The following is a 21876-nucleotide window of genomic DNA, read 5'->3' on the forward strand; positions in this document are numbered from 1 at the left end:
CGTGGATCCCTTGTCAGCAGCAATGAAGATCGCAGGTTCCGGGCTCGAAGCGCAGTCGACGCGCTTGCGCATCGTCTCGGAAAACATCGCAAACGCCCGTTCGACCGGCGATACGCCCGGCGCCGATCCCTATCGCCGCAAGACGATCACGTTTGGCGAGGAGGTCGATCGCGCCGGCGGCGTGACGACAGTGGGCGTCAAGAAGCTCGGCGTCGACGAATCCGATTTCACGACGGAATACGATCCGAGCAATCCGGGCGCCGACGAGCGTGGCGTCGTCAAGCTGCCGAACGTCAACATGCTGGTCGAAATGGCGGACATGCGCGAAGCCAACCGTTCCTATGACGCCAACCTGCAGACCATCAAGCAGACCCGCGACCTGATCTCCTCCACGATCGATCTCCTGAAGAGCCAACAATGATCAACACCGTACAGAACGTTAGCTCTCTTTCCGTAACGCGCGGCCTCGGCAGCGTTGCGACCGAGAATTCCTCCACGGCCCCTTCCGCCGCCGAAAGCGCCAAGAACGACCAGAGCTTTGCGGCCGTTCTCGGAAACATGGCAACGCAGGCCGTAGATACCATGAAGGGCGCCGAAAGCATGTCCTTCGCCGGCATCAAGGGCACGGCGACGACCCGCGAAGTGGTCGACTCCATGCTGCAGGCCGAGCAGACCCTGCAAACCGCAATCGCAATCCGTGACAAGGTCGTGTCGGCCTTTCTCGAAGTCACCAAGATGCAGATGTAACTGGATTTAAGGACGAACCGATGAGAGCGCTCGCCATTGCGGCTACGGGCATGGATGCCCAGCAGACTAACCTCGAAGTGATCGCGAACAACATCGCGAACATCAATACGACAGGCTTCAAGCGTGCACGCGCCGAGTTCACCGACCTTCTCTACCAGACCGAACGCGCCAAGGGCGTCGCAAACCGCGCCAATCAGGCGATCGTTCCGGAAGGCGCCAATATCGGCCTCGGCGTGCAGACATCTGCGATCCGCAACCTGCACATTCAGGGCGAGCTCAGCCAGACCGGCAACGATCTCGACGTGGCGCTGATCGGCAAGGGTTTCTTCCAGATCGAGGCCCCGGACGGCACAACGCTCTACACACGCGCCGGCGCTTTTAACAAGAACGACCAGGGCCAGCTCGTCACCGTCGATGGTTATGAGGTCGTCCCGGGCATCACGATCCCGACCGGTTCGACGGAACTGACGATCAGCCGGTCCGGTGAAGTCACCGCAAAGCTCCCGGGCCAGACGGATCCGACGACGCTCGGCCAGCTGACGCTTGCAAGTTTCGTCAACGAAGCCGGCCTTCAGCCGCTTGGCGACAACCTTTTCCAGCAGACGCCGGCCTCCGGCGACCCGGTCGTCGGTACGCCGGACGAAGAGGGCTTTGCGTACATGAAGCAGGGCTACCTGGAATCTTCGAACGTCGATCCGGTGAAGGAAATCACCGAGCTGATATCGGCCCAGCGCGCCTATGAAATGAACTCCAAGGTCATCACCACGGCCGACGAAATGGCCTCCATCGTCAGCAAGAACCTGAAATAAAGAGGAAAGGGCCGAACATGATGTTTCGCCGGGCGAGAAATATCGTCGCTTTGACGGCATTAGCCTCGGTTGCGATCGCAGGCATCTTCATGCCCGGCGCCGCGAGCGCCGGCATGGGCTATGCGGTCGTGCCGACGGCCATCATCTATCCCGGAGAAACGATCGGCGGCGGCCAGCTTCAGGAGGTCGAAGTCACCAATCCGAACCTTGCGAGCGGCTATGCGAAATCCATCGACGAAGTTCGCGGCATGATCTCGAAGCGCACGCTGCTGCCGGGACGGACGATCCCTGTTTCGGCGCTGCGCGAGCCTTACACCGTCACCCGCGGATCGCAGATTCGCCTTATCTTTCGTATCGGCGCGATGACGATCTCGGCGGCAGGCTCGCCGCTCGAGGACGGCTCTACCGGCCAGGTCGTTCGTGCCCGCAACATGGATTCAGGCGTCATCGTCAGCGGCACCGTGCTTGCCGACGGCACCATACACGTGGCGGCAAAATGAAGATTGTCTCTCGCATTTTTATCGCACTCGCGGCCCTTTCCATGTGCATGGCGCATGTGACGCCGGCATTTGCGCTGACCTCGCGCATCAAGGACATCGCCTCGCTGCAGGCCGGGCGCGATAATCAGCTCATCGGCTACGGTCTCGTCGTCGGTCTTCAGGGCACGGGCGACGGCTTCCGCGCTTCACCGTTCACCGAACAGTCGATGCGCGCCATGCTGCAGAACCTCGGCATTTCGACGCAGGGCGGGGAATCCAATGCGAAGAATACGGCGGCTGTCATGGTCACGGCGAACCTTCCGCCTTTTGCGAGCCCCGGCAGCCGCATCGACGTCAGCGTCAGTTCGCTGGGCGACGCGACCTCGCTGCGTGGCGGCACGCTTGTCATGACGTCGCTGTCGGGCGCCGACGGTCAGATTTATGCCGTCGCGCAAGGCTCCGTCGTTGTCTCCGGCTTCCAGGCGCAAGGCCAGGCTGCAACGCTGACCGAGGGCGTCACGACGGCCGGCCGCGTTCCGGGCGGCGCAATTATCGAGCGCGAGCTTCCCTCGCACTTCAAGGATTCCGTCAATCTGGTGCTGCAGCTTCGCAATCCGGATTTCTCGACGGCCGTGCGCATTGCCGATGTGGTGAACGGCTATGCCGCTGCCCGCTTCGGCGGTCCGGTCGCGGAGGCGAGGGACGCGCAGGAAGTTGTCGTCCAGAAGCCGCGTGTGGCGGACCTGACGCGATTAATGGCCGATATCGAAAATCTCGTCGTCGAGACCGATACGCCGGCGAAGGTCGTGGTCAACGAGCGCACCGGCACGATCGTCATCGGGGCGGACGTTCGCGTCTCGCCGGTTGCGGTCAGCTACGGAACTCTGACCGTACAGGTTACCGAGCTGCCGCAGATTATCCAGCCCGAGCCCTTCTCGCGCGGCGTCACAGCCGTCCAGCCGCAGACCGATATCGCCGCGCAGCAAAACGGCGGACGTGTCGCGATCCTCGACGGTCCGGACCTCCGGACCCTGGTTGCAGGTCTCAACAACATCGGCGTCAAGCCGGATGGTATCATCGCAATCCTGCAGGGTATCAAGTCCGCGGGCGCCCTGCAGGCGGAGCTCGTACTGCAATGATCGGCTCGAAGTTCGACACCAGAATTTCCAAACTGCTACGGCGGCTCTCGCTACCGGCTGCCGTGGCCGTCCTTCTTTCCATCCCCGGCGCCTTCGCCCAGGAAGCCGCAAGACCTGCCGGCGACCTGAGCTCGGAAGAGGAAATCAAGCAGTTCTGCACCAACATTGCCGATCCGGCGCGCGACCAGCGCTATCTGCTGCAGAAGCAGGAACTGGAGAAGCTGCGCGCCGATATCGACGCCCGCATGGCGGAAATGGACAGACGCAAGGCCGAGTATCAGGACTGGCTGAAGCGTCGCGACGACTTCCTCAAGCAGGCCCAGGCGGGCCTTACCGACATCTTTAAGAACATGAAGCCGGACGCTGCGGCCCTGCAGCTTCAGGAAGTCAAGATCGAGGTTGCGGCGGCGGTGATCATGCGGCTCGGCTCGCGTCAGTCGAGCCTGATCCTGAACGAGATGGACCCGCTGAAGGCGGCCGTCATCGCCAATATCATCGCAAGTGCGTCCGATCCCAATACGTCGAAGGATCCCTCATGAACAAGCGTTTCCCGGCTGTCATGGCCGCTGTTGCCCTACTAGCCGGCTGCCAGTCGCCGCAGGCTGTGAGGGAGATCGGCCGGGCGCCTGCCATGAGCCCGATCGGCAGTGGCCTTGCTTACGGCCAAACACCGCAGATGGCGCTTTATCCGAAGCAGCCACGCCAGGTAGCGCAGGGCTATTCGCTGTGGAGCGATTCCCAGGCGGCCCTCTTCAAGGATGCGCGCGCACTCAACGTCGGCGACATTCTGACGGTCAATATCCAGATCAACGACAAGGCGACGTTCGACAACGAAACCAATCGCAGTCGCCAGAATTCGAGCGGGCTCAATTGGGATGTGCAGGCGAACATCTTCGGCTGGAACCCGACCTCCCAGACGGACATCACCTACGGTTCCGACACGAGCACTGACGGCAAGGGCAAGATCGAGCGTTCCGAAAAGCTGACGCTCCTCGTCGCGGCTGTCGTCACCGGCATCCTCGAAAACGGCAACCTCGTCATCAGTGGATCGCAGGAAGTCCGCGTAAACCAGGAAATCCGCATCCTCAATGTTGCCGGTATCGTGCGCCCGCAGGACGTCGATGCCGAAAACCAGATCTCCTACGAGAAGATCGCCGAAGCCCGCATCTCCTACGGCGGCCGCGGCCGCCTGATGGAAGTGCAGCAGCCGCCGCGCGGCCAGCAGGCCATCGATCTCTTCTCGCCGCTCTAAGGCCGGATGACCATGGCAGACGCAGAAGAAACCGACGGCAAGCCGAAAGCGAAATCCGCCATGCTGATCATGGCTGCGGGGCTGCTCGCGCTCACCCTTCTCGGCGCTGGCGGCGGCTGGCTCGTCGGCACGATGATTGCACCGAACGTCAAGAGCGCCGAGCAGGCGGAGGTGGCGGCACAAACGGCTTCGGCCAGCGGCGAAGAGAAAAAGGAAGGCGAGGGCGGACTGCCCCATATTTCCACCGAGGCGAACAACGTCTTCCAGCTTGAGCCGATCACGTCGAACCTCGCCTATCCCTCGGAAAACTGGGTCCGCCTCGAAGTGGCGCTGCTCTTCAACGGTCCGCCGGATGTGAAAGTGGCCGAGGATATCCACCAGGATGTCCTGGCTTACATCCGCACCGTTTCCCTTCAGCAGATCGAAGGGCCGCGCGGCTTTCAATATCTGCGGGATGACATACAGGAACGTGTTGACCTGCGTTCGCAAGGACGAGTATCGAAGGTCATGTTCAGGACCTTTGTCATCGAATGATTCGATTTATAGTTTTCTTCGCTGCCATGATGGCGGCGCCGGAATTGGCGGTTGCCCAGCAGCTGCCGACAGATCTTTTGAACATACCCGTCGATGGTTCCGTCGCCGCCTGGATCATCCGCACCTTCGGCCTTCTGACCGTCCTTTCGGTCGCGCCCGGCATCCTGATCATGGTGACGAGCTTTCCGCGCTTCGTCATCGCCTTTTCGATCCTGCGCACGGGCATGGGACTTTCTTCCACCCCTTCCAACATGATCCTGCTTTCGTTGGCGCTCTTCATGACCTTCTATGTCATGTCGCCAACCTTCGATCAGGCCTGGCAGAGCGGCGTGCAGCCACTGCTTTCCAACCAGATCAACGAGCAGGAGGCCGTCCAGCGCATTGCGGAGCCCTTCCGCACCTTCATGGCCGCCAACACGCGCGACAAGGATCTGGCGCTCTTCGTCGACCTTGCGCGTGAGCGCGGCCAGACCGTCCAGACCGGTGCCCAGATCGACTACCGTGTTCTTATTCCGGCTTTCATGATTTCGGAGATCCGGCGCGGGTTTGAGATCGGCTTCCTGATCGTCCTGCCGTTCCTCGTCATCGACCTGATCGTTGCAACGATCACTATGGCGATGGGCATGATGATGCTGCCGCCGACCTCGATCTCGCTGCCGTTCAAGATCCTGTTCTTCGTATTGATCGACGGCTGGAACCTGCTGGTCGGCAGCCTGGTGCGATCCTTCAGCTGATCTCCACTAACGAATTCCGATCGGCCGGCATGCCGCAATGAAAAACCGCCGGGCATGCACCCGGCGGTTTCCTTCATCTTATACAGCAGCTATTCCGCCGAGTAGAACGGCTCTGTACGCCGCGGCAAAGCCGGCACGTCGATGTGATCAGGATCAAGGCCGTTCCTGGCGCGCTCAGCCATCATTTCATAGGCTGTTTCCAGGTGATGGCAGAAGCGCTCCGCATCGAAAAGCGGCATGATCGGGCCGTTGGCTTTCAGGCGCGCCTTGTACTCGGCGATCTTTTCGGGATTTTGCGCCAGCTCGACGGCCAGGTCTTCATAAGCCTTCAGGTCCGGGGCAACGAGTTCGGGCAGGCCGATGGCGTGCTGCAGGCTCTCGCTGACGCGCGACGCGAAGTTCGTGCCCTTGACTGTCAGGACCGGCAGACCGCCCCATAGCTGCTCCGACGTGGTCGTGTGACCATTGACCGGGAATGTGTCGATGCCGATGTCGGCTGCCTGCTGGCGGGTGATATGTTCTTCGTAGGTGACACGCGGGCAAAAGATGATGCGCTTTTGCGGGATGCCGGCCTGCTGGAACCTCTTCGAGAGATTTGCCTGGTTCCGCGTCCCGTTGGACATGATCCAAAGGACGCTGTTGGGCGCGCGCTTCAGGATATTGCACCAGATGTCGATCGTCTCGGCGATGATTTTGCGGTTGCCGTTGAACGAAGCGAAGATGAAGGCATCTTCAGGCAGGCCGAGGTCGGCCCGCGTGATCGGCTTCGGTTTCGGACGGTTCGTCGGGTCATTCGGCTGGTAGCTTTCCGGCATCCGGCAGAATTTCTCATGGTAATACGGCTTTGCCGCATCCGGAAGGACGAAGCGGTCGCCGATGACGTAGTCGAGATCGATGTTGAGCGTGCTGCCCGGAAAACCGAGCCAGGCGACATGAACAGGTGCCAGCGGCAGATTGAAAGACGATGCCCGGCTGCCGGCGGTGTGGCCCTTCAGGTCGACCATGATGTCGATGTTATGCTCGCGAACGACGGCAGCGATTGCTTCATTGGAAAGGCCGTACACATCGACGACGTTTCCCCAACGGCTGCGGTCGGTCGTGTTCTTCGCCAGATGCTCCGGCTCCGTGTGGCAGAACAGCGTAATTTCGAAGCGGCTCGTGTCGTGCAGTTCGAGGATGCGCTGCAGGAGCTTCATCGTCGCGTGGTGATCCCAGAAGTCCGAGGACATGTAGCCGACGCGGATCTTGTCGGACCAGGTGTGCGGCATCTTCCGCCGCATGGCGACGCGTTCTGGATTGAGGGGGGTCGTACCGATCGTGGCAAACCAGTTCAGGCTCTCGTCGCCGTTCCAGTGGAGATGGTAGAACGGATTGTCCTTGCGAAGCACGTCGAGATCGCCTTTGGCGATGCGCTCGATGATCGGAGCGTTGTGTTTGTCGGTTTCGTCGAAATCGTTGAACTCGCGCAAGAAGACCAGATAGAGAAAGCGGAAAGCGATATTGCCGGGGTACCGCTTGAACAGATTGCGCGCGAGCATCTGGTTGGTCTGATCATGCAGGTCGTCGGTCAGGAGCAGGGCGGCGAGCCTGGAGTGGTCTGGATTGGAACTTTCCGACAGCACTTTCTTGAACGGCTTTACGATGTCGCGCTGCTGGCGGTTCAGGTAGATCGAGGTCAGGATATAGGCGAGCTCCGCGTCATCCTGCGCCTTCGAAAGATTGCGCATGCCGATCAGCAATGCGTCGTCTTCGTTCCCGCACTCAAAATGCAGACGTGCGGCCTGCTTGTGGTATTCGTAGGCGTTCGGGCTGTCGTATTGAGCAGCGAGCGCATAGGATCTTGCCGCATCTGCCTTGAAGCCCAACTGCAGAAGGTTCTTTGCAAGCAGCGCGTAGGTTTTGGCGTCCTGTTGGCTGTCGATGAGCTGGTTCAGTGTTGCAAGCGATTGGGTATAGCGGCCCATCTGGTAGTCTTTGGAGGCTGCCGAAAACGAAACTTTGCTGTTCAAAACCAACTCCGTGCGGAAATATCCGTTTGAATGTCGCCGTTCAGGGTCGCGCCCACGGCGCCGCAAAGGCGCAATTATCCCAACCCTGGTTCATCGCATATTGCCGGGCGAAGCTTGCTTGAAACAGGTGACCAGTGGATGCGCACTACAAAATATTTTTAGCTTGAGATTACAGATATTTACCGCGCATTAACTACGCCTGCTGTCCGCGTTCGGGCACTGCTTCGTTTTTAAGAAGTTGGCAAGCATTGGCTGCGAGATTGCTCCCCGACATGACGGGTTTGGGCCAAGAACACAGGGCACCGAGGGGCATGAAGCTGCTCCGTCATCGCCGGTAAGCAGTCCGGTAATGTCCTCCTTTTGTATCTAGTTTTCTAGGGGACAGACTTATGACAAGTATTAATACGAACAACTCTTCCATGGCAGCTCTCCAGACGCTGCGTAACGTCAACAAGGGCCTGAACCAGACTCAGAACCACGTTTCGACGGGTCTGCGCGTCGGCTCGGCTTCCGACAACGCTGCTTACTGGTCGATCGCAACGACCATGCGTTCCGACAACAAGGCGCTTTCGGCCGTTTCCGACGCTCTCGGCATGGGTGCCGCCAAGGTCGACACCGCTTACACCGCGATGGACAGCGCCATCGACGTTGTTTCCGAAATCAAGGCCAAGCTGGTTGCCGCGACTGAAAACGGCGTCGACAAGGCGAAGGTCCAGGAAGAAATCAGCCAGCTGCAAGCGCAGTTGATGAGCATCGCTCAGTCGGCTTCCTTCAATGGCGAAAACTGGGTTGCCGGCGCAAACAACACCACGAAGAGCGTTGTTTCGTCCTTCGTTCGCGACGGTTCGAACGGCGTCTCGGTCAAGACCACCGACTACAAGCTCGACAACACCTCGGCCGGCAACGTGCTGTTCGGCATGAGCGGTGGCTCGATCGAAACCTCCACCGGCATTCTCGGCACCTCGACGGGCGCAACCGGTTCCGTCTACTCGATGGACATCACCAACTTCACGCTGGGCCAGATCTCGACGGCTCTGTCCAACGTCGAATCCGCACTGAAGGCGATGACTTCGGCTGGTGCCGAGCTCGGCTCGCTCTCCACCCGCATCGAACTGCAAGACGATTTCGTCTCGGCTCTGAGCGACTCGATCGACTCCGGTATCGGCCGTCTCGTCGACGCCGACATGGAAGAAGAGTCCTCCAAGCTCAGCGCCCTGCAGACGCAGCAGCAGCTGGCGATCCAGTCTCTCTCGATCGCCAACTCCTCTTCGCAGAACATCCTGTCGCTCTTCCGCTAAGAGCGGTCGAAATCGACAAGCACGAGTTTTCGCGGCCGGGTCATCCCGGCCGCGAAATGTTTTAAGAACAGGTTAATCAAATCACATTTAACATTCAGAATTCATTAACTAAATTTCTTTTTTAGCTTCAGTATTCCTTAACCATCTTGCTGTTTCCTAAGCCCATCGAAACGGCGAGTTAACCTTAATGGATGCGGTTAACAGGCATGAGGCTGATCGCTGTGGGCCGGCTAAAAATTCCGGAATGTCCCTTCCTTGTTTTTCCTGCCAAAGGGGCAAATAGACATGACGAGTATCGTTACCAATAACGCTGCAATGGCAGCTCTCCAGACTCTCCGCGGCATCAACCAGGGCCTCGGCGAAACCCAGGATCATGTTTCGTCCGGCCTGCGCGTCGGCAAGGCCGCTGACAACGCTGCTTACTGGTCGATCGCAACGACCATGCGTTCCGACAACAAGGCGCTTTCGGCCGTTTCCGACGCTCTCGGCCTCGGTGCCGCCAAGGTCGACACTGCCTATGCTGCGATGGACAGCGCCATCGACGTTGTTTCCGAAATCAAGGCCAAGCTGGTTGCCGCAACTGAAAACGGCGTCGACAAGGCGAAGGTCCAGGAAGAAATCGACCAGCTTCAGGAACAATTGCTGAGCATTGCTCAGTCGGCTGCCTTCTCCGGCGAAAACTGGGTTGCCGGCGCAAACAACACCACGAAGAGCGTTGTTTCGACCTTCGTTCGCGATGGTTCGAACGGCGTCTCGGTCAAGATGACCGACTACAAGCTCGACAACACCTCGGCTGGCAACGTGCTGTTCGGCATGAGCGGCGGCACGATCGAAACCTCCACCGGTATCCTCGGCACCTCGACGGGCGCAACCGGTTCCGTCTACTCGATGGACATCACCAACTTCACGCTGGGCCAGCTCTCGACGGCTCTGTCCAACGTCGAAGCCGCACTGAAGGCAATGACTTCGGCTGGTGCCGAGCTCGGCTCGATCTCCACCCGCATCGAAATGCAGGACGATTTCGTCTCGGCTCTGAGCGACTCGATCGACTCCGGTATCGGCCGTCTCGTCGACGCCGACATGGAAGAAGAGTCCTCCAAGCTCAGCGCCCTGCAGACGCAGCAGCAGCTTGCGATCCAGTCTCTCTCGATCGCCAACTCCTCTTCGCAGAACATCCTGTCGCTCTTCCGCGGCTAACAGGTCGAAGAACATACACCTGCCGGCTCGTCCGGCAGGCCACGATAAGAAAGCCGCGCTTTGTTGGAGCGCGGCTTTTTCTGTTGGCGTTAACTATTCGTTAACCATTTTGGCGTCTTCTGCGCTCAACGAAACGGCGGGTTAACCAATATTGATTTTCGGTTAACAGGCATGAAAGCTGACCGCCGCTCCCGGTAGTCCGGAATGTCCCTTCCCAATATATGCCAACAAGGGGCAATCATTTTATGACCAGTATTTTGACCAATGTCGCTGCAATGGCCGCTCTCCAGACGCTGCGCGCCATCAATGACAGTCTGGAGGAAACTCAAAATCATGTTTCATCCGGTTATCGCGTAGAAAAGGCAGCCGATAATGCCGCCTATTGGTCGATCGCAACGACCATGCGCTCCGACAATAAGGCGCTTTCGGCGGTCTCCGACGCTCTGGGTCTCGGTGCCGCCAAGGTCGACACTGCCTATTCTGCGATGGACAGCGCCGTCGACGTGGTGACAGAAATCAAGGCCAAGCTGGTTGCAGCGACCGAGAAGGGTGTCGACAGAACGAAAATCCAGGAAGAGATCAAGCAGCTGCAGGCGCAGCTCCTCAGCATTGCGCAATCCGCATCCTTCTCCGGCGAAAACTGGGTCGCAGGCAACGAAACGAAAAGCGTTGTCTCCTCCTTCGTCCGCGACGGCAACGGAAACACTTCCGTTACGACCACCGACTATAAGCTCGACTCCTCGTCCACCGGCAACGTTCTGTTTGGCGTGAGCGGTGGCGCAATCGAAACCTCGTCGGGCATTATCGGCTCTTCGAACGGGACCATCGGTTCAATCTACTCGATGGACATCACATCCTTCGGAACGGACGGGATTTCGCTCGCTCTGACGGCCGTCGAACTCGGCCTCGAGGCGATGACGAGGGCAGCCTCGCAGCTCGGCTCGATCTCGACACGCATCCAGCTACAGGAGGATTTCGTCTCAGCGCTGAGCGACTCGATCGACTCGGGTGTCGGCCGTCTCGTCGATGCAAACATGGAAGAGGAATCCAGCAAGCTGACGGCATTGCAGACGCAGCAACAGCTAGCGATCCAGTCGCTGTCGATTGCGAATTCCAGCGCGCAGAACATTCTCTCGCTCTTCCGCAGTTAAGCTTCAGGTTGAAGCTAAGCCAGGCCCAGATCCTGGCCAAGGCGGATTTCGGCCGCAACAACAGACAGCAAATCGCGCCGTTTGGCGCGATTTCGATTTTGGAAATCAAGAGCTTGCGTCAAGCTTGCCGGTGCGTTCGGCGGATGCGTTCAAGCTCTTGCCGTCAAGGTAAATGTCGGGTTAACCTCATTGTAGAGTTGATTTGTTTGCGACGTACCGGCCTGGAGGGACCAGCCGGCGGCATGAAGCCAGTTAAGTCGCTGCCGGCAATCCGGCCTGTCCCATTCATATTATTTCAGGGATTAATCGATGGCCTACACGATCACAGACGTAGGCGCGTTGAACGTGCTCACTGTTCTTCGCGGCGTTAGCAAGGAAGCCGACACCGTTCAGCGGCAGGTATCGTCGGAGCTGCGCGTCGAGACTGCGGCGGATAATGCCTCCTCATGGGCTTCGGCAACGACCCTGCGGTCGGACGAAAACGCGTTGAAGACGGTCGGCGATGCACTAGGTCTCGGTGCCGCGAAGGTCGATACCGCCTACACGGCGATAACCTCGCTTATCGACGTGGTCTCGGAGATACGCAAAACCGTCGTATCGGCAACCGACCCCGCCAATGATCGCGACAAGCTCAGCGTCACGATGGAGCAGTATAAGTCACAGCTGGAAAGTGCCGTGAATTCCGTCAATTTTTCCGGTGAGAACTGGCTGTTGAACCGAGATGCGACGGCACCTGTGCAACGGTCGGTCATCGGCGGCTTCGTCCGCGGTCCGAACGGTGAATATTACCCGCAGAATATTACTTACCCGGCAGCCAATACGATCATGATCGACACGAACAACGCCAGCCGCGGTCTTCTGACGAAATCGATCAACGCCGATCCGGACGCAGTGCCGGCCCGCAATTACTATCTGCTCGATGTGGGTTCGACGACGTCGGCGGCTGGTACCGAAATATCGATCTCCACAAGCTCGACGTCGCAGGACCTGCAGGACATGCTGACGGTATTGGACAATATCCTTTCCAGCCTCAATGCCACCGCCGCGGGCCTTGGCACGATGAATTCCCGCATCGAAGACCGGCAGGATTTCGTCGCCACGCTTTCGACGTCGCTGAAGACAAGCATAGGCGCCCTTGTCGATACTGATATGGACGAAGCGTCGGTCCGCCTGTCCGCAGCTCAAACAGCACGTGATATGGCAACCGAAGCACTTTCTGTCATGAACACGTCCGCGAGCAAGGTCCTGATCCTGCTCGAGTAGTGTCGGCCCGAACGGCAGGCGTGGAGCCTGCCATTCATCCTCGCACAAGTTTGGGTTTCTAGTCTGAAGAAGAAACGCTGTTTGAGCCGTGCGAAGGCTGAAGAATGCCTTCGCGTCCGTTGCCGGCGTAAGTGTTTGGTTCGTGCAAGGCGGGACGCGCATGTCGAAATTGATTGCAGATGCCGGGTGGTTTCAATGAGCGCTATGCTTTCTCGGTATTTGAAGGACTTCGGTGAGACGAAACCTGCCGCACCGGTCGTCGATACGGACAACTTCGCCGACGACGTCTTCGGCGGTTTTCCGGACATCCCGGAAGAGCCTGCGGTCGATGTCAAAGCCGAGCGCCGTGAGGCCTATGGCGAGGGCTATGCCGCAGCGACGGCCGAGCTGACGCAGCGATACGAGCTGGAGGCGCAGACGGTCGCGCTTGTGCACCAGCGCGAGATTGAAGAACTGACGGCAAGGTATGAAGAAGAGACGGCAGCAGTGATTGCGCGCCGCCTCGATGAGATCGCGGCGGAGGTCGCAAATCTCGTAAGTGCGGCAACCGCGAAAGCGATTGCGCCGATGCTGACGCAAGCGCTTGCCGTCCAGGCGGTCTCAAGTCTTGCAGCCTTGCTACGCGAAGCGATCCTGGAAGGAGCAGCAGGTTCGATGACGGTCAAAGGTCCGGCGCGGCTTTTCGAATTGCTGAAGGCCGAAATGGGTGAAAGGCCGGATCTGCTGCGTCATCAGGAATCCGATGACGCCGATCTCTCTGTTGAAGTCGGCGATTCCGTGTTGGTTACGCGCATTTCCGCCTGGTCTGCCAGCCTGAAGAAGGTTCTTGAATGAGTGAAAGCGAAAACCATCACCACGGCAGGAACGAAGTCATCATCGTCAAGCGACATGGCGGCGGCGATCATGACGGCGCGCATGGCGGCGCCTGGAAAATTGCCTATGCCGACTTCATGACCGCGATGATGGCGTTCTTCCTCGTCATGTGGCTGGTCAACGCAGCGAACGAGGAAACCAAGGCCTCCGTCGCCACCTATTTCAATCCGATCAAACTTGCCGATGAGAAGCCCACTGAGAAGGGCTTGAAGAAGCCCGTCGACCAGGCCGATGGCGATCGGAAGCAGGACAAGTCGAAGGAAGAGGAAGAAGAACCCACCAAAGGCGCATCGGCCGCGAATGGTGACGATCAGACGTCGACTTCAGGCGACCAGAAGAATTACTCCGAAGCCGATTTCTTCGAGAACCCCTATTCGGTTCTTGCCGAAATCGCCCAGGAAGTCGGCCAGCAGGCAAATGTCAGCGCGAAAGGCGAGGGCGGAGCAAGCGATTCGGGTCCCGCAACCGGGGCTGATGGCGGAAAGGCGTATCGCGATCCGTTCGATCCGGATTTCTGGACGAAACAGGTCGAGGTCACGCATGCCGACAAGGCCGAACAGGCCGCAGCCGACGAGGCCGACCCCGAACAGAAGCCCGATGCGACGGAGCTGGCGAAGGCAGAGGCTCTCAAGCCCGCAACCGCGGATCAGGCGTCCGCCGCGGCAGGCGAAGCGCAGGACAAAAGCGCGCTCTTGCCGGAAAAATCAGGTGAAGCCGCAGCCGAGGCACAAAAAACCGGCCAACAGCAGCCTGCCGATGCACCGAAGCTCGCCGACGTGCAGAAACAGGCCGAGGAACTGCAGCAGGAGATCGCCAGGCAGATCAGCGGTATTGCGGGCAAGCTTGCAGAGGGTTTGACCGTCACTGCAGCAGAGGGCGGCCTGCTCGTCAGCCTGGCCGACCAGAACGACAGTTCCATGTTCAATATCGGCTCGGCCGTTCCCCGTAAGGAAATGGTGCTGGCGATGGAGAAGATCGGCGAAATCCTGAAGAGCCGTCAGGGCGCAGTCGTGATCCGCGGCCATACGGACGGCCGTCAATACAAGGGCGCCGACAATGAGAACTGGCGTCTTTCCATGGATCGTGCGCAGGCAGCCTATTACATGCTCGTTCGGGGCGGGGTGGACGAGAAGCGCGTCTCCCAGGTTTCGGGCTTTGCTGACCGGAGGCTGAAGTTGCCCGACGATCCATTCAATGCCGGCAACCGCCGCATCGAAATCCTGGTTCAGGCGGATCAAGGATAGTCTCATGGCGCGCCCGCAGCACCGGCATCTTCTCCTGGCTCTCGGACTGGCGATCGCTTCGCCAGCCGTCGCTGCGGGTGAGGACCAGGCGAACCTGGCGCCGTACAAGATGTTGCGTTCGCTGCAGTTCGTACAGGACTCGGTCGCCCTCGGCGATCATTCGGCGGCGGAGATGCAGCGCTTCATGCTCGGCACGATCGATCAGCGCCTGCGCAGTGCGGATGCCTCTGTCTTCGACGATGACCGCAATGTCGATGCCGCACTCGTCTATGCCATGAGCGGCGGCAATCCGGCCACGCTTGAATATCTGATTGCCCGGGACGTGAACGGCTATTTCGACACTCGCGTAACCGATGTCCTGCGCAAGTACCTGAGCGGCAAGGGCCTGCTCGTTGCAAAGACACTGGTCGAAACCGCAAATGAGTACCGCGACAAGAAGATCGGTCCCTATCTCGCGCTTGTCGGCGGCAACGTCATGGTGGCGCGAAGGCCGGACGAAGCGCTCAAGCTCTATGATCAGGCGCGGCTCTCGGCGCCGGGAACGATCGTCGAAGAGGCGGCCCTGCGCCGCTCGGTGGCGATTTGCGTCGAAGCGGGTCTCCTTGACAAGGGGCTTGCCTATTCGCAGCGCTATGTGCGGCGGTTCCTCCATTCGCCCTATGCGAGCCAGTTCGCCGATCTTTTCGTCAAGCTGATCGTCGACCACGACCATGTGAAGACGGAAGATATCGTCAGCATCCTCTCCTTCATGGACGAGTCGCGGCGGCGCGAGGTCTATCTGCGCATTGCGCGCGCCGCCGGTATTGCCGGCAAGGCGGAGCTTGCGAGGACGGCAGCCGCATACGCGCAATCGCTTGCCGGCGAACCGAACAATGCGCTCGGCGCGCTCGCGGATTTCTACGGCAACATGGCCTTAGTCTCCACGCCCGACGTGGGTGCGGCCGCAAAGAGCATCAAGAGCGTTGCAGACAGCGAGCTCTCCCCACGCGACCGCGCGCTACGCGCTGCGGCCAAATCAATCGCCGAACAGGTGCTGCAGCCGCCGGATCCGGCAAGCCTGACACAAGCGTCCGATTCTAAACCTGCTAATGAAGAAATTACTTCTGAACAGGCAGCGGTATCCACGGCCGACGGATCCCAGCCCGCAGAGATCGCGGCGCCCTCCAAGCCTGCTGACGATGGGGCGGCGCCGGCGCTGATGCCGGACGGTGCAGGGCAGGAGGCTGACCCGTCATTCAAATCCTTTGTGACGACGAGCCGTTCGAAACTCGACGAAATCGACGGTCTCTTGAGCCAAGAGAGCAATTGAAATGATCGATATGAGCGTTACGGGGGGAGTTGCCGCAACCGAGGCGTCGCCAGCCGCCAGAGGCAATGGTCCGGCAGCCAAGGACGGCGACGCTGGCAATGGCGGCTTTTCGGACGTGCTCTCGAAGGCAGGAAACAGTGCGCAAAACAGCACCGGCGGCGAGCCTGCTGTGCCCCCTGCGGCTGATGATGCCCAAACAGACGTCGATGAAGGCGCCGCCGGCAGTATCGCTCTCAGTTTGCGCGATCGCGCTCGCAGCAAGCCGATGATCGCTCTCAGCGATGCCTCGTTGAAACAACAGGCCGCGACGCAGCCGGAGACGGTTGCAATCGACACAGGCAAATCCGGCAAGGATCAGATGAAAAGCCGCGTCGATACGGTTTCGGTAAAATTCGAAGTCAAGGAAGACGCCGGCGAGGTCGCGGAAGATGCACATGTCGCAAAAGACGAAAAATCGGCAAAGACCTTGGAGAACAAGACCGGAGCCGATGAAGGCCCTCCGTTGGATGCGACGTCTGTCTCTGATGCGCTCGGTCTTTTGAACAAGGATGCCACGGATACGGTGATCCCGGTGGCATTCCTGGCTGCAGCCCATGTGAATGCGAAGGACGATATGGCCGGCAAGGAAAAGGATGCCGGCCGTGGCACTGATATTGCGCCTGCGGCCGATGCGCTGGCGGCGATCAGCACCAGCGACGCGCAGATGCCGGCCGTGGACGACGCAGCCAATCTTGATGGAAAGACGTTCCGTTTGAGCCGGGCGGACGGGCGCGGCGAGTCCATGGACATCCGTATCGGTGCTGACCAGGAAGCGTCCGCCGCCAAGGCGAAGAGCGATATCGAAAACGTCACGGTTCTCGATTCACGCCGCTATATCGGCCTCGCGCAGAATTCCGCATCCGTGACCGCTGCAATCCTTGGCGACAGGGAGTGGACGGGTGCGATGCAGCCGAGTTCCGCACTGTCGAACGCTGCCGAATGGACGAGCACCGGGAAGGTTGTCAACACCCTGAAGATCCAGATGACGCCGATCGACCTCGGCCTCGTGACGGCAACGATGCGCCTTTCCGGCGATGCCCTGAACGTCGATCTGAAGGTCGAAACCGGTGCGGCCTATCGGCAGCTCAAGGAAGATCACGGCAAGATCATCGAGGTGCTTCGCAGCCAGGGTTATGCCATCGACAACGTCACGATCAGCATGGCGCCGGTAGAAAAGCCCGACGCGGGGAACCAGGCAAATGCGCAAGAGCAGTCTTCCCAGCAACAATCTTTGCAGCAGGGGCAGGGCGGTGAAGCGCGCGAGCGCCACGCCCAGACAGCACAGCGGGGCAATGGAGGCCTTAATGGGGCAGGGGAGACAAATGTTGAAGATGTTGCTTCTGGCGCCGCTGGCGGCGGCGCTTCTGGCAGCGTTTACCTCTGAGACGCGCGCCTCCAACGGTGCCTGCGAAAGGGAAATCCAGTCTGCTGCCGCCAAATACGGCATACCGGAAGGCATTCTCTATTCCGTGGGCCTGACGGAAACCGGACGCAAAGGTTCGCTCTATCCGTTTGCGCTGAACATAGAGGGCAAGGCAGTCTTCCCGCCTTCCGAGCTGGACGCCATGAGGCAGTTCTATTCGGCGCGAAAAAGCGGTGCAAAGCTCATCGACATCGGCTGCATGCAGATCAACCATTACTTTCATGGCGAGAATTTCAGCTCGGCGGAGGCCATGTTCGACCCGCACCGCAATGTCGAATATGCGGCGAAGTTCCTTCGCAATCTTCACGACCGGCATGAAACCTGGACGATGGCGGTAGCCAGATACCACGCCGGACCAAACAACGACCCTGCGCAGAAGCGGTATGTCTGCCGCGTGATCGCCAATCTCGTCGCTACCGGCTATGGCAAGTGGACTCCCAATGCGAGTAACTTCTGCCACAACTGATGCAAGTAAAAATAGAAAAACGTGAACAAAACGGAATCGTGCCATAATGTGGCAGGAATTGGCCGAAAATTGGGTTCACAAGACCTAATTTACCCTCTGTTAACTTTTCCACGAAATTTTTGTGTGCATAACTGAGAAGGCATACTACATATAGAGCAAATCGGGACCCAGTTCTTAATCAACTGTTAATTCCTGCCATTAAGTTCCAGCAGCTTGTCCCAGATTCGTGCGATTCGTACCCATAGATCATCGAGGTGCCACACTGATTCGGAGGCGGACGAATGATCGTAGTGGTTGATGAGCGTGAGCTCGTAAAAGATGGTTACACATCACTGTTTGGCCGCGAGGGCATTCCCTCGACCGGCTTTGATCCAAGCGAATTCGGCGAGTGGGTGCAAACGGCGGCGGATTCCGATATCGCGGCTGTCGAAGCTTTCCTGATCGGCCAGGGCAGGCAGACCTTAGAGCTGCCACGGGCGATCCGGGATCGCTCCCAGGCGCCGGTGATCGCGGTCAGCGACCAGCCTTCGCTCGAAAACACCCTTGCACTTTTTGATTGCGGCGTCGACGATGTCGTCCGCAAGCCAGTGCACCCCCGTGAAATCCTGGCGCGCGCCGCTGCAATCCGCCGCCGCCTGAAAGCGATTTCGACCCACACCGATATCGGCGCGATCCGCGTCTTTTCGGACGGCCGCGATCCGGAAATCAACGGTGAAGTCTTTGCGCTTCCGCGCCGCGAACGCCGCATTTTGGAATACTTGATCGCCAACCGCGGCCGCCGCGTCACCAAGACCCAGATCTTCAACGCCATCTACGGCATCTTCGACGAGGAAGTCGAAGAGAATGTCGTTGAGAGCCATATCTCCAAGCTGCGCAAGAAGTTGCGCAAGAAGCTCGGCTTCGACCCGGTCGATTCGAAGCGCTTTCTCGGCTACTGCATCGACTGGAACTGATTTTCAGCGGCGGGCCCGGCCCGCGGAAACGTGCCTTTCAATATTTCGATCAGGCAGCTCCGCTACAGACAGCTTCACGCAAGGCCCGCCAAATACTCTCCAAGCTATCAAGGAAAACGAGGTTTTCAGATGAGCATTTTTGGCAGCATGAAGACGGCAGTGTCGGGGATGAACGCACAGGCAAACCGCCTGAGCACCGTTGCCGACAACATCGCGAATGCAAATACCACCGGCTACAAGGCTGTCTCGACGGCCTTCTCCTCTCTCGTCCTGCCGTCCACGGCAGGCAACTACAATTCCGGTGGTGTGCAGACGTCCATCCGTCAGGCTGTTTCCGACCAAGGCGACATCTCCTACACGACTTCGGGCTACGACCTCGCCATTTCCGGCGACGGCTTTTTCATCGTGCAGGGCGCCGACGGCACGCCGGTCCTGACCCGCGCCGGTGACTTCACGAAGGACGACGAAGGCAACCTCGTCAACTCGGCGGGCTTCACGCTGATGGGCTATCCTTATGGTTCGTCCGCTCCGGCCGTCGTCGTCAACGGCTTCGACGGCCTCGTTCCGATCAATGTCCTCGGCGACCAGAAACTGGAAGCCGTGCCGACGGCGAATGGTACGTGGACGGGCAACCTCAAGCCATCTTCGCCCATCGAAACCACTGCGGCAGACCTCCCGAGCGCAAACAACGCAACGGCCACATCCGATACGCAGAAATATTCGATCGTCACCTATGACAAGCTCGGCAGCAAGGTGATGTACGACATCTACTTCACAAAGGTCCCGGTAACGACCGTGGCGCCGCTGCCGCCGACTGGCACCGCCTACGAATGGGAAATGGCCGTATTCCGCAACGCCGACAAGGCCGCGACTGGCACGAGCTCCTTCCCGTACTCTTCCGCCGCCGTTGACGTGAAGCGGGTATATTTCGACAGCTCGGGGCAGATGCTGACGGATGCAACGCATACCAGCACCACGGACATCATCGATCCGGTGACGGGTCTCACCATCAATATGAGCCTCGATCTCTCGCAGGTCGGCGACAGTTGGTCCGGCACCGGTAACGTCGATGGACAGGGCGCAAACTCGCCGGTCGATATCACCATCGACGCCGATGGTGTGGTGTATTCGAAATACGACGACGGCAGCACCAAGCCCGTCTTCCAGATCCCGCTCGCAAACGTGCCGAGCCCCGATCTGCTGACGCTGATGTCCGGCAACGTCTACTCAGCGAACGGCAGGTCCGGCGTCACCGTCACCGGCTTCCCGCAGACGAGTGGCTTCGGCAAGATCCAATCGGGCGCGCTTGAAGGTTCGAACGTCGATATGGCGGGCGAGCTCACGGAAATGATCGAGTCGCAGCGCAGCTATACGGCAAACTCGAAAGTGTTCCAGACGGGTTCGGACTTGATGGACGTCCTCGTCAATCTCAAGAGATAAGTAAGGTAACGGCTAAGCCATGTCGCTCACTTCCGCACTTAATACGGCACAGGGCATATTCAACAATACAGGCGCTCAAAGCAGCGTCGTATCGAACAATATCGCCAATGCCGGCAATAAGGATTATGTGCGTCGGCAGGCGATGCTCACCACCTCCTTGAACGGCGCGCAGGTGGTCAAGATCAACCGTGCGCAGGAGGATGCTCTCCTGCGCCAGTACCTGAAGAGCAATTCTCAAGACAGTGCCCAGCAGACCCTTTTGAACGGCTTGGAAGACATCAAGTCCGTCATCGGCGGCAACGATTACGAGACGGCGCCCTCCACCTACCTTGCGGTCTTTCGTGACAAGCTTAGCGCGTTCAGAGCCGCACCGAACAGCACGATCGCCGGCCAGGGCGCCATCACGGCGGCGCAGGACGTCGTGAACTCGCTCAACAATGCGACCAACGCTGTCCAGCAGGTGCGGATGAATGCGGACAAATCGATTGCAAATTCCGTAGAAGAGCTGAATGAGCTGCTGGCGCAATTCGAGACCGCAAACAACGCCGTCAAGTCTGCCACGTCTTCCGGTGCCGATCCGTCGCAAGCGCTCGACCAGCGCGATGCCTTGCTCAAGCAGATTTCGGGGATCGTGGGAGTCACGACCGTCGCCCGCGATAACAACGACATGGTGCTGTATACCTCGGACGGGGTGACGCTCTTCGAGACCATTCCGCGCGCGGTGACTTTCAAGCCGACCCAGAGCTACGGCGCCTCCACCGACGGCAACGGCGTTTACATCGATGGCGTGGCGCTCGGTAAGGGTTCGGGCGGCACGACGTCGGCGCAGGGCAGTCTCCAGGCGCTTCTCCAGCTTCGTGACGAAGTCGCGCCGACATTCCAATCCCAGCTCGACGAAATCGCCAAGGGTCTCGTTGCGTTATTTTCGGAAACGAACACGGCCGGAACCAGCACGCTGCCGGGTCTCTTTACCTGGACGTTGCCGAGCGGGCTTCCGGGCGGAACGCCGACGACGGCCACGATCATCGACGGCATTGCTGGTTCCATCACGGTCAATCCGGCAGTGGTGACCTCGCTGGGCGGCGATCCGATGAAGCTGCGCGACGGTTCGATCAACGGCGCCGCGTTCAATCAGAATACCGCTGCCAATGGCGGCTACACCGCGCAGCTCGACAAGCTCTACACGGCCATGGGCGCCAAGATGGATTTCGATCCGGGCGCCGGCGTAATCGGCTTCAACTCGGCAACGGGTATCGACTCGAACGTCAGCATCATGGATTTTTCGTCTAGCTCGATCGGCTGGTTCGAACAGTACCGCAGCGACGCGAGCGGTGCCACGGAGAACACGGCAGCAGCGCTTTCGCGATCCGACGAAGCCTATTCCAACGAGACCGGCGTCAACCTGGACGAAGAGCTGACGCTGCTTCTCGACATCGAACAATCCTACAAGGCGGCGACGAAGATTTTGAACGCCATCGATGAAATGTTGAAGTCATTGCTGGATATAGCGAGTTAAG

22 protein-coding genes are annotated in these 21876 nt (G+C 59.3%); 21 read left to right on the top strand and 1 reads right to left on the bottom strand.

Features of this window, described 5'->3' with window-relative positions; all coding sequences use genetic code 11:
- Position 1: 1 nt before the first annotated feature.
- Genes flgC through fliP form a run of 9 tightly spaced genes read left to right on the top strand, consistent with a single transcriptional unit; the run spans position 2 to position 5694 of the window.
- Complete coding sequence (flgC, locus tag QA644_RS01755; RefSeq protein ID WP_283070808.1) at positions 2–421, top strand: flagellar basal body rod protein FlgC; 420 nt, start codon at positions 2–4, stop codon at positions 419–421.
- Positions 418–747, top strand: coding sequence for a flagellar hook-basal body complex protein FliE (locus tag QA644_RS01760; RefSeq protein WP_074066679.1), 330 nt, complete (start codon positions 418–420; stop codon positions 745–747). The genes flgC and QA644_RS01760 overlap by 4 nt, the downstream gene beginning before the upstream one ends.
- 20 nt (positions 748–767) lie before the next feature.
- Positions 768–1556, top strand: coding sequence for a flagellar basal-body rod protein FlgG (gene flgG, locus QA644_RS01765; RefSeq protein ID WP_022718690.1), 789 nt, complete (start codon positions 768–770; stop codon positions 1554–1556).
- Positions 1557–1573: 17 nt separating this feature from the next.
- Complete coding sequence (gene flgA / locus QA644_RS01770; RefSeq protein ID WP_074066680.1) at positions 1574–2056, top strand: flagellar basal body P-ring formation chaperone FlgA; 483 nt, start codon at positions 1574–1576, stop codon at positions 2054–2056.
- Entirely contained in the window at positions 2053–3174 is a 1122-nt protein-coding gene (locus tag QA644_RS01775; protein ID WP_183925440.1) for a flagellar basal body P-ring protein FlgI, read from the top strand. The genes flgA and QA644_RS01775 overlap by 4 nt, the downstream gene beginning before the upstream one ends.
- Positions 3171–3713 (top strand): MotE family protein, encoded by a 543-nt coding sequence (locus QA644_RS01780; RefSeq protein ID WP_283070814.1) that lies wholly within the window; start codon positions 3171–3173, stop codon positions 3711–3713. The genes QA644_RS01775 and QA644_RS01780 overlap by 4 nt, the downstream gene beginning before the upstream one ends.
- Positions 3710–4426 carry a flagellar basal body L-ring protein FlgH gene (flgH, locus tag QA644_RS01785; protein WP_022718694.1) on the top strand — a complete coding sequence of 239 codons (717 nt, stop codon included), beginning with the start codon at positions 3710–3712 and terminating at the stop codon, positions 4424–4426. Before QA644_RS01780 ends, flgH begins: the two co-directional genes overlap by 4 nt.
- Positions 4427–4438: 12 nt before the next feature.
- On the top strand, positions 4439–4960 hold the full coding sequence (locus QA644_RS01790) for a flagellar basal body-associated FliL family protein (RefSeq protein WP_074066683.1): 522 nt from the start codon (positions 4439–4441) through the stop codon (positions 4958–4960).
- Positions 4957–5694 carry a flagellar type III secretion system pore protein FliP gene (fliP, locus tag QA644_RS01795; protein WP_022718696.1) on the top strand — a complete coding sequence of 246 codons (738 nt, stop codon included), beginning with the start codon at positions 4957–4959 and terminating at the stop codon, positions 5692–5694. Before QA644_RS01790 ends, fliP begins: the two co-directional genes overlap by 4 nt.
- Positions 5695–5783: 89 nt before the next feature.
- On the opposite strand, the gene QA644_RS01800 is transcribed toward fliP, so the two are convergent.
- Positions 5784–7658 (bottom strand): glycosyl transferase, encoded by a 1875-nt coding sequence (locus QA644_RS01800; RefSeq protein WP_283072431.1) that lies wholly within the window; start codon positions 7656–7658, stop codon positions 5784–5786.
- A gap of 434 nt (positions 7659–8092) precedes the next feature.
- Between QA644_RS01800 and QA644_RS01805 the strand changes: the two genes are divergently transcribed.
- The 12 genes from QA644_RS01805 to flgK all read left to right on the top strand — a co-directional run bounded on the left by QA644_RS01805 (position 8093) and on the right by flgK (position 21875).
- Positions 8093–9001 (top strand): flagellin, encoded by a 909-nt coding sequence (locus QA644_RS01805; protein WP_022718698.1) that lies wholly within the window; start codon positions 8093–8095, stop codon positions 8999–9001.
- 285 nt (positions 9002–9286) lie between these two features.
- Entirely contained in the window at positions 9287–10198 is a 912-nt protein-coding gene (locus QA644_RS01810; protein WP_074066685.1) for a flagellin, read from the top strand.
- Positions 10199–10443: 245 nt separating this feature from the next.
- A complete protein-coding gene (locus QA644_RS01815) occupies positions 10444–11349 on the top strand; it encodes a flagellin (RefSeq protein ID WP_022717169.1) in 906 nt (301 codons plus the stop codon).
- 309 nt (positions 11350–11658) lie between these two features.
- Positions 11659–12612, top strand: a complete 954-nt coding sequence (locus QA644_RS01820; protein ID WP_074066686.1) for a flagellin — start codon at positions 11659–11661, stop codon at positions 12610–12612.
- A gap of 195 nt (positions 12613–12807) precedes the next feature.
- Positions 12808–13446, top strand: coding sequence for a hypothetical protein (locus QA644_RS01825; RefSeq protein ID WP_239595517.1), 639 nt, complete (start codon positions 12808–12810; stop codon positions 13444–13446).
- Positions 13443–14729: a MotB family protein gene (locus tag QA644_RS01830; RefSeq protein ID WP_239595514.1), complete on the top strand. Its 1287-nt coding sequence runs from the start codon at positions 13443–13445 to the stop codon at positions 14727–14729. Before QA644_RS01825 ends, QA644_RS01830 begins: the two co-directional genes overlap by 4 nt.
- A gap of 4 nt (positions 14730–14733) precedes the next feature.
- Positions 14734–16038, top strand: coding sequence for a chemotaxis protein MotC (gene motC, locus QA644_RS01835; protein ID WP_283070817.1), 1305 nt, complete (start codon positions 14734–14736; stop codon positions 16036–16038).
- 1 nt (position 16039) lies between these two features.
- Entirely contained in the window at positions 16040–17461 is a 1422-nt protein-coding gene (locus QA644_RS01840) for a flagellar hook-length control protein FliK (RefSeq protein WP_283070819.1), read from the top strand.
- Positions 17403–17966, top strand: coding sequence for a lytic transglycosylase domain-containing protein (locus QA644_RS01845; protein ID WP_194730079.1), 564 nt, complete (start codon positions 17403–17405; stop codon positions 17964–17966). The genes QA644_RS01840 and QA644_RS01845 overlap by 59 nt, the downstream gene beginning before the upstream one ends.
- A 281-nt stretch (positions 17967–18247) precedes the next feature.
- Complete coding sequence (locus QA644_RS01850; RefSeq protein WP_022717176.1) at positions 18248–18919, top strand: winged helix-turn-helix domain-containing protein; 672 nt, start codon at positions 18248–18250, stop codon at positions 18917–18919.
- Positions 18920–19048: 129 nt separating this feature from the next.
- Entirely contained in the window at positions 19049–20359 is a 1311-nt protein-coding gene (locus tag QA644_RS01855; protein ID WP_074066692.1) for a flagellar hook protein FlgE, read from the top strand.
- 19 nt (positions 20360–20378) lie between these two features.
- Entirely contained in the window at positions 20379–21875 is a 1497-nt protein-coding gene (gene flgK, locus QA644_RS01860) for a flagellar hook-associated protein FlgK (RefSeq protein WP_283070823.1), read from the top strand.
- Position 21876: the final 1 nt, after the last annotated feature.

The organism is Rhizobium sp. CC1099 (genome assembly GCF_029714385.1).
GTDB lineage: Bacteria > Pseudomonadota > Alphaproteobacteria > Rhizobiales > Rhizobiaceae > Rhizobium.

Bases quoted from the DNA above. Each gene is read 5' to 3' on its own strand.
- QA644_RS01855 (WP_074066692.1), top strand. From the start codon at position 19,049: ATGAGCATTTTTGGCAGCATGAAGACGGCAGTGTCGGGGATGAACGCA.
- QA644_RS01850 (WP_022717176.1), top strand. From the start codon at position 18,248: ATGATCGTAGTGGTTGATGAGCGTGAGCTCGTAAAAGATGGTTACACA.
- QA644_RS01790 (WP_074066683.1), top strand. From the start codon at position 4,439: ATGGCAGACGCAGAAGAAACCGACGGCAAGCCGAAAGCGAAATCCGCC.
- QA644_RS01840 (WP_283070819.1), top strand. From the start codon at position 16,040: ATGATCGATATGAGCGTTACGGGGGGAGTTGCCGCAACCGAGGCGTCG.
- QA644_RS01775 (WP_183925440.1), top strand. From the start codon at position 2,053: ATGAAGATTGTCTCTCGCATTTTTATCGCACTCGCGGCCCTTTCCATG.
- flgG (WP_022718690.1), top strand. From the start codon at position 768: ATGAGAGCGCTCGCCATTGCGGCTACGGGCATGGATGCCCAGCAGACT.
- QA644_RS01820 (WP_074066686.1), top strand. From the start codon at position 11,659: ATGGCCTACACGATCACAGACGTAGGCGCGTTGAACGTGCTCACTGTT.
- flgA (WP_074066680.1), top strand. From the start codon at position 1,574: ATGATGTTTCGCCGGGCGAGAAATATCGTCGCTTTGACGGCATTAGCC.
- flgH (WP_022718694.1), top strand. From the start codon at position 3,710: ATGAACAAGCGTTTCCCGGCTGTCATGGCCGCTGTTGCCCTACTAGCC.
- QA644_RS01825 (WP_239595517.1), top strand. From the start codon at position 12,808: ATGAGCGCTATGCTTTCTCGGTATTTGAAGGACTTCGGTGAGACGAAA.
- motC (WP_283070817.1), top strand. From the start codon at position 14,734: ATGGCGCGCCCGCAGCACCGGCATCTTCTCCTGGCTCTCGGACTGGCG.
- QA644_RS01810 (WP_074066685.1), top strand. From the start codon at position 9,287: ATGACGAGTATCGTTACCAATAACGCTGCAATGGCAGCTCTCCAGACT.
- QA644_RS01830 (WP_239595514.1), top strand. From the start codon at position 13,443: ATGAGTGAAAGCGAAAACCATCACCACGGCAGGAACGAAGTCATCATC.
- QA644_RS01760 (WP_074066679.1), top strand. From the start codon at position 418: ATGATCAACACCGTACAGAACGTTAGCTCTCTTTCCGTAACGCGCGGC.
- QA644_RS01780 (WP_283070814.1), top strand. From the start codon at position 3,171: ATGATCGGCTCGAAGTTCGACACCAGAATTTCCAAACTGCTACGGCGG.
- QA644_RS01800 (WP_283072431.1), bottom strand. From the start codon at position 7,658: ATGGGCCGCTATACCCAATCGCTTGCAACACTGAACCAGCTCATCGAC.
- QA644_RS01805 (WP_022718698.1), top strand. From the start codon at position 8,093: ATGACAAGTATTAATACGAACAACTCTTCCATGGCAGCTCTCCAGACG.
- fliP (WP_022718696.1), top strand. From the start codon at position 4,957: ATGATTCGATTTATAGTTTTCTTCGCTGCCATGATGGCGGCGCCGGAA.
- flgK (WP_283070823.1), top strand. From the start codon at position 20,379: ATGTCGCTCACTTCCGCACTTAATACGGCACAGGGCATATTCAACAAT.
- QA644_RS01815 (WP_022717169.1), top strand. From the start codon at position 10,444: ATGACCAGTATTTTGACCAATGTCGCTGCAATGGCCGCTCTCCAGACG.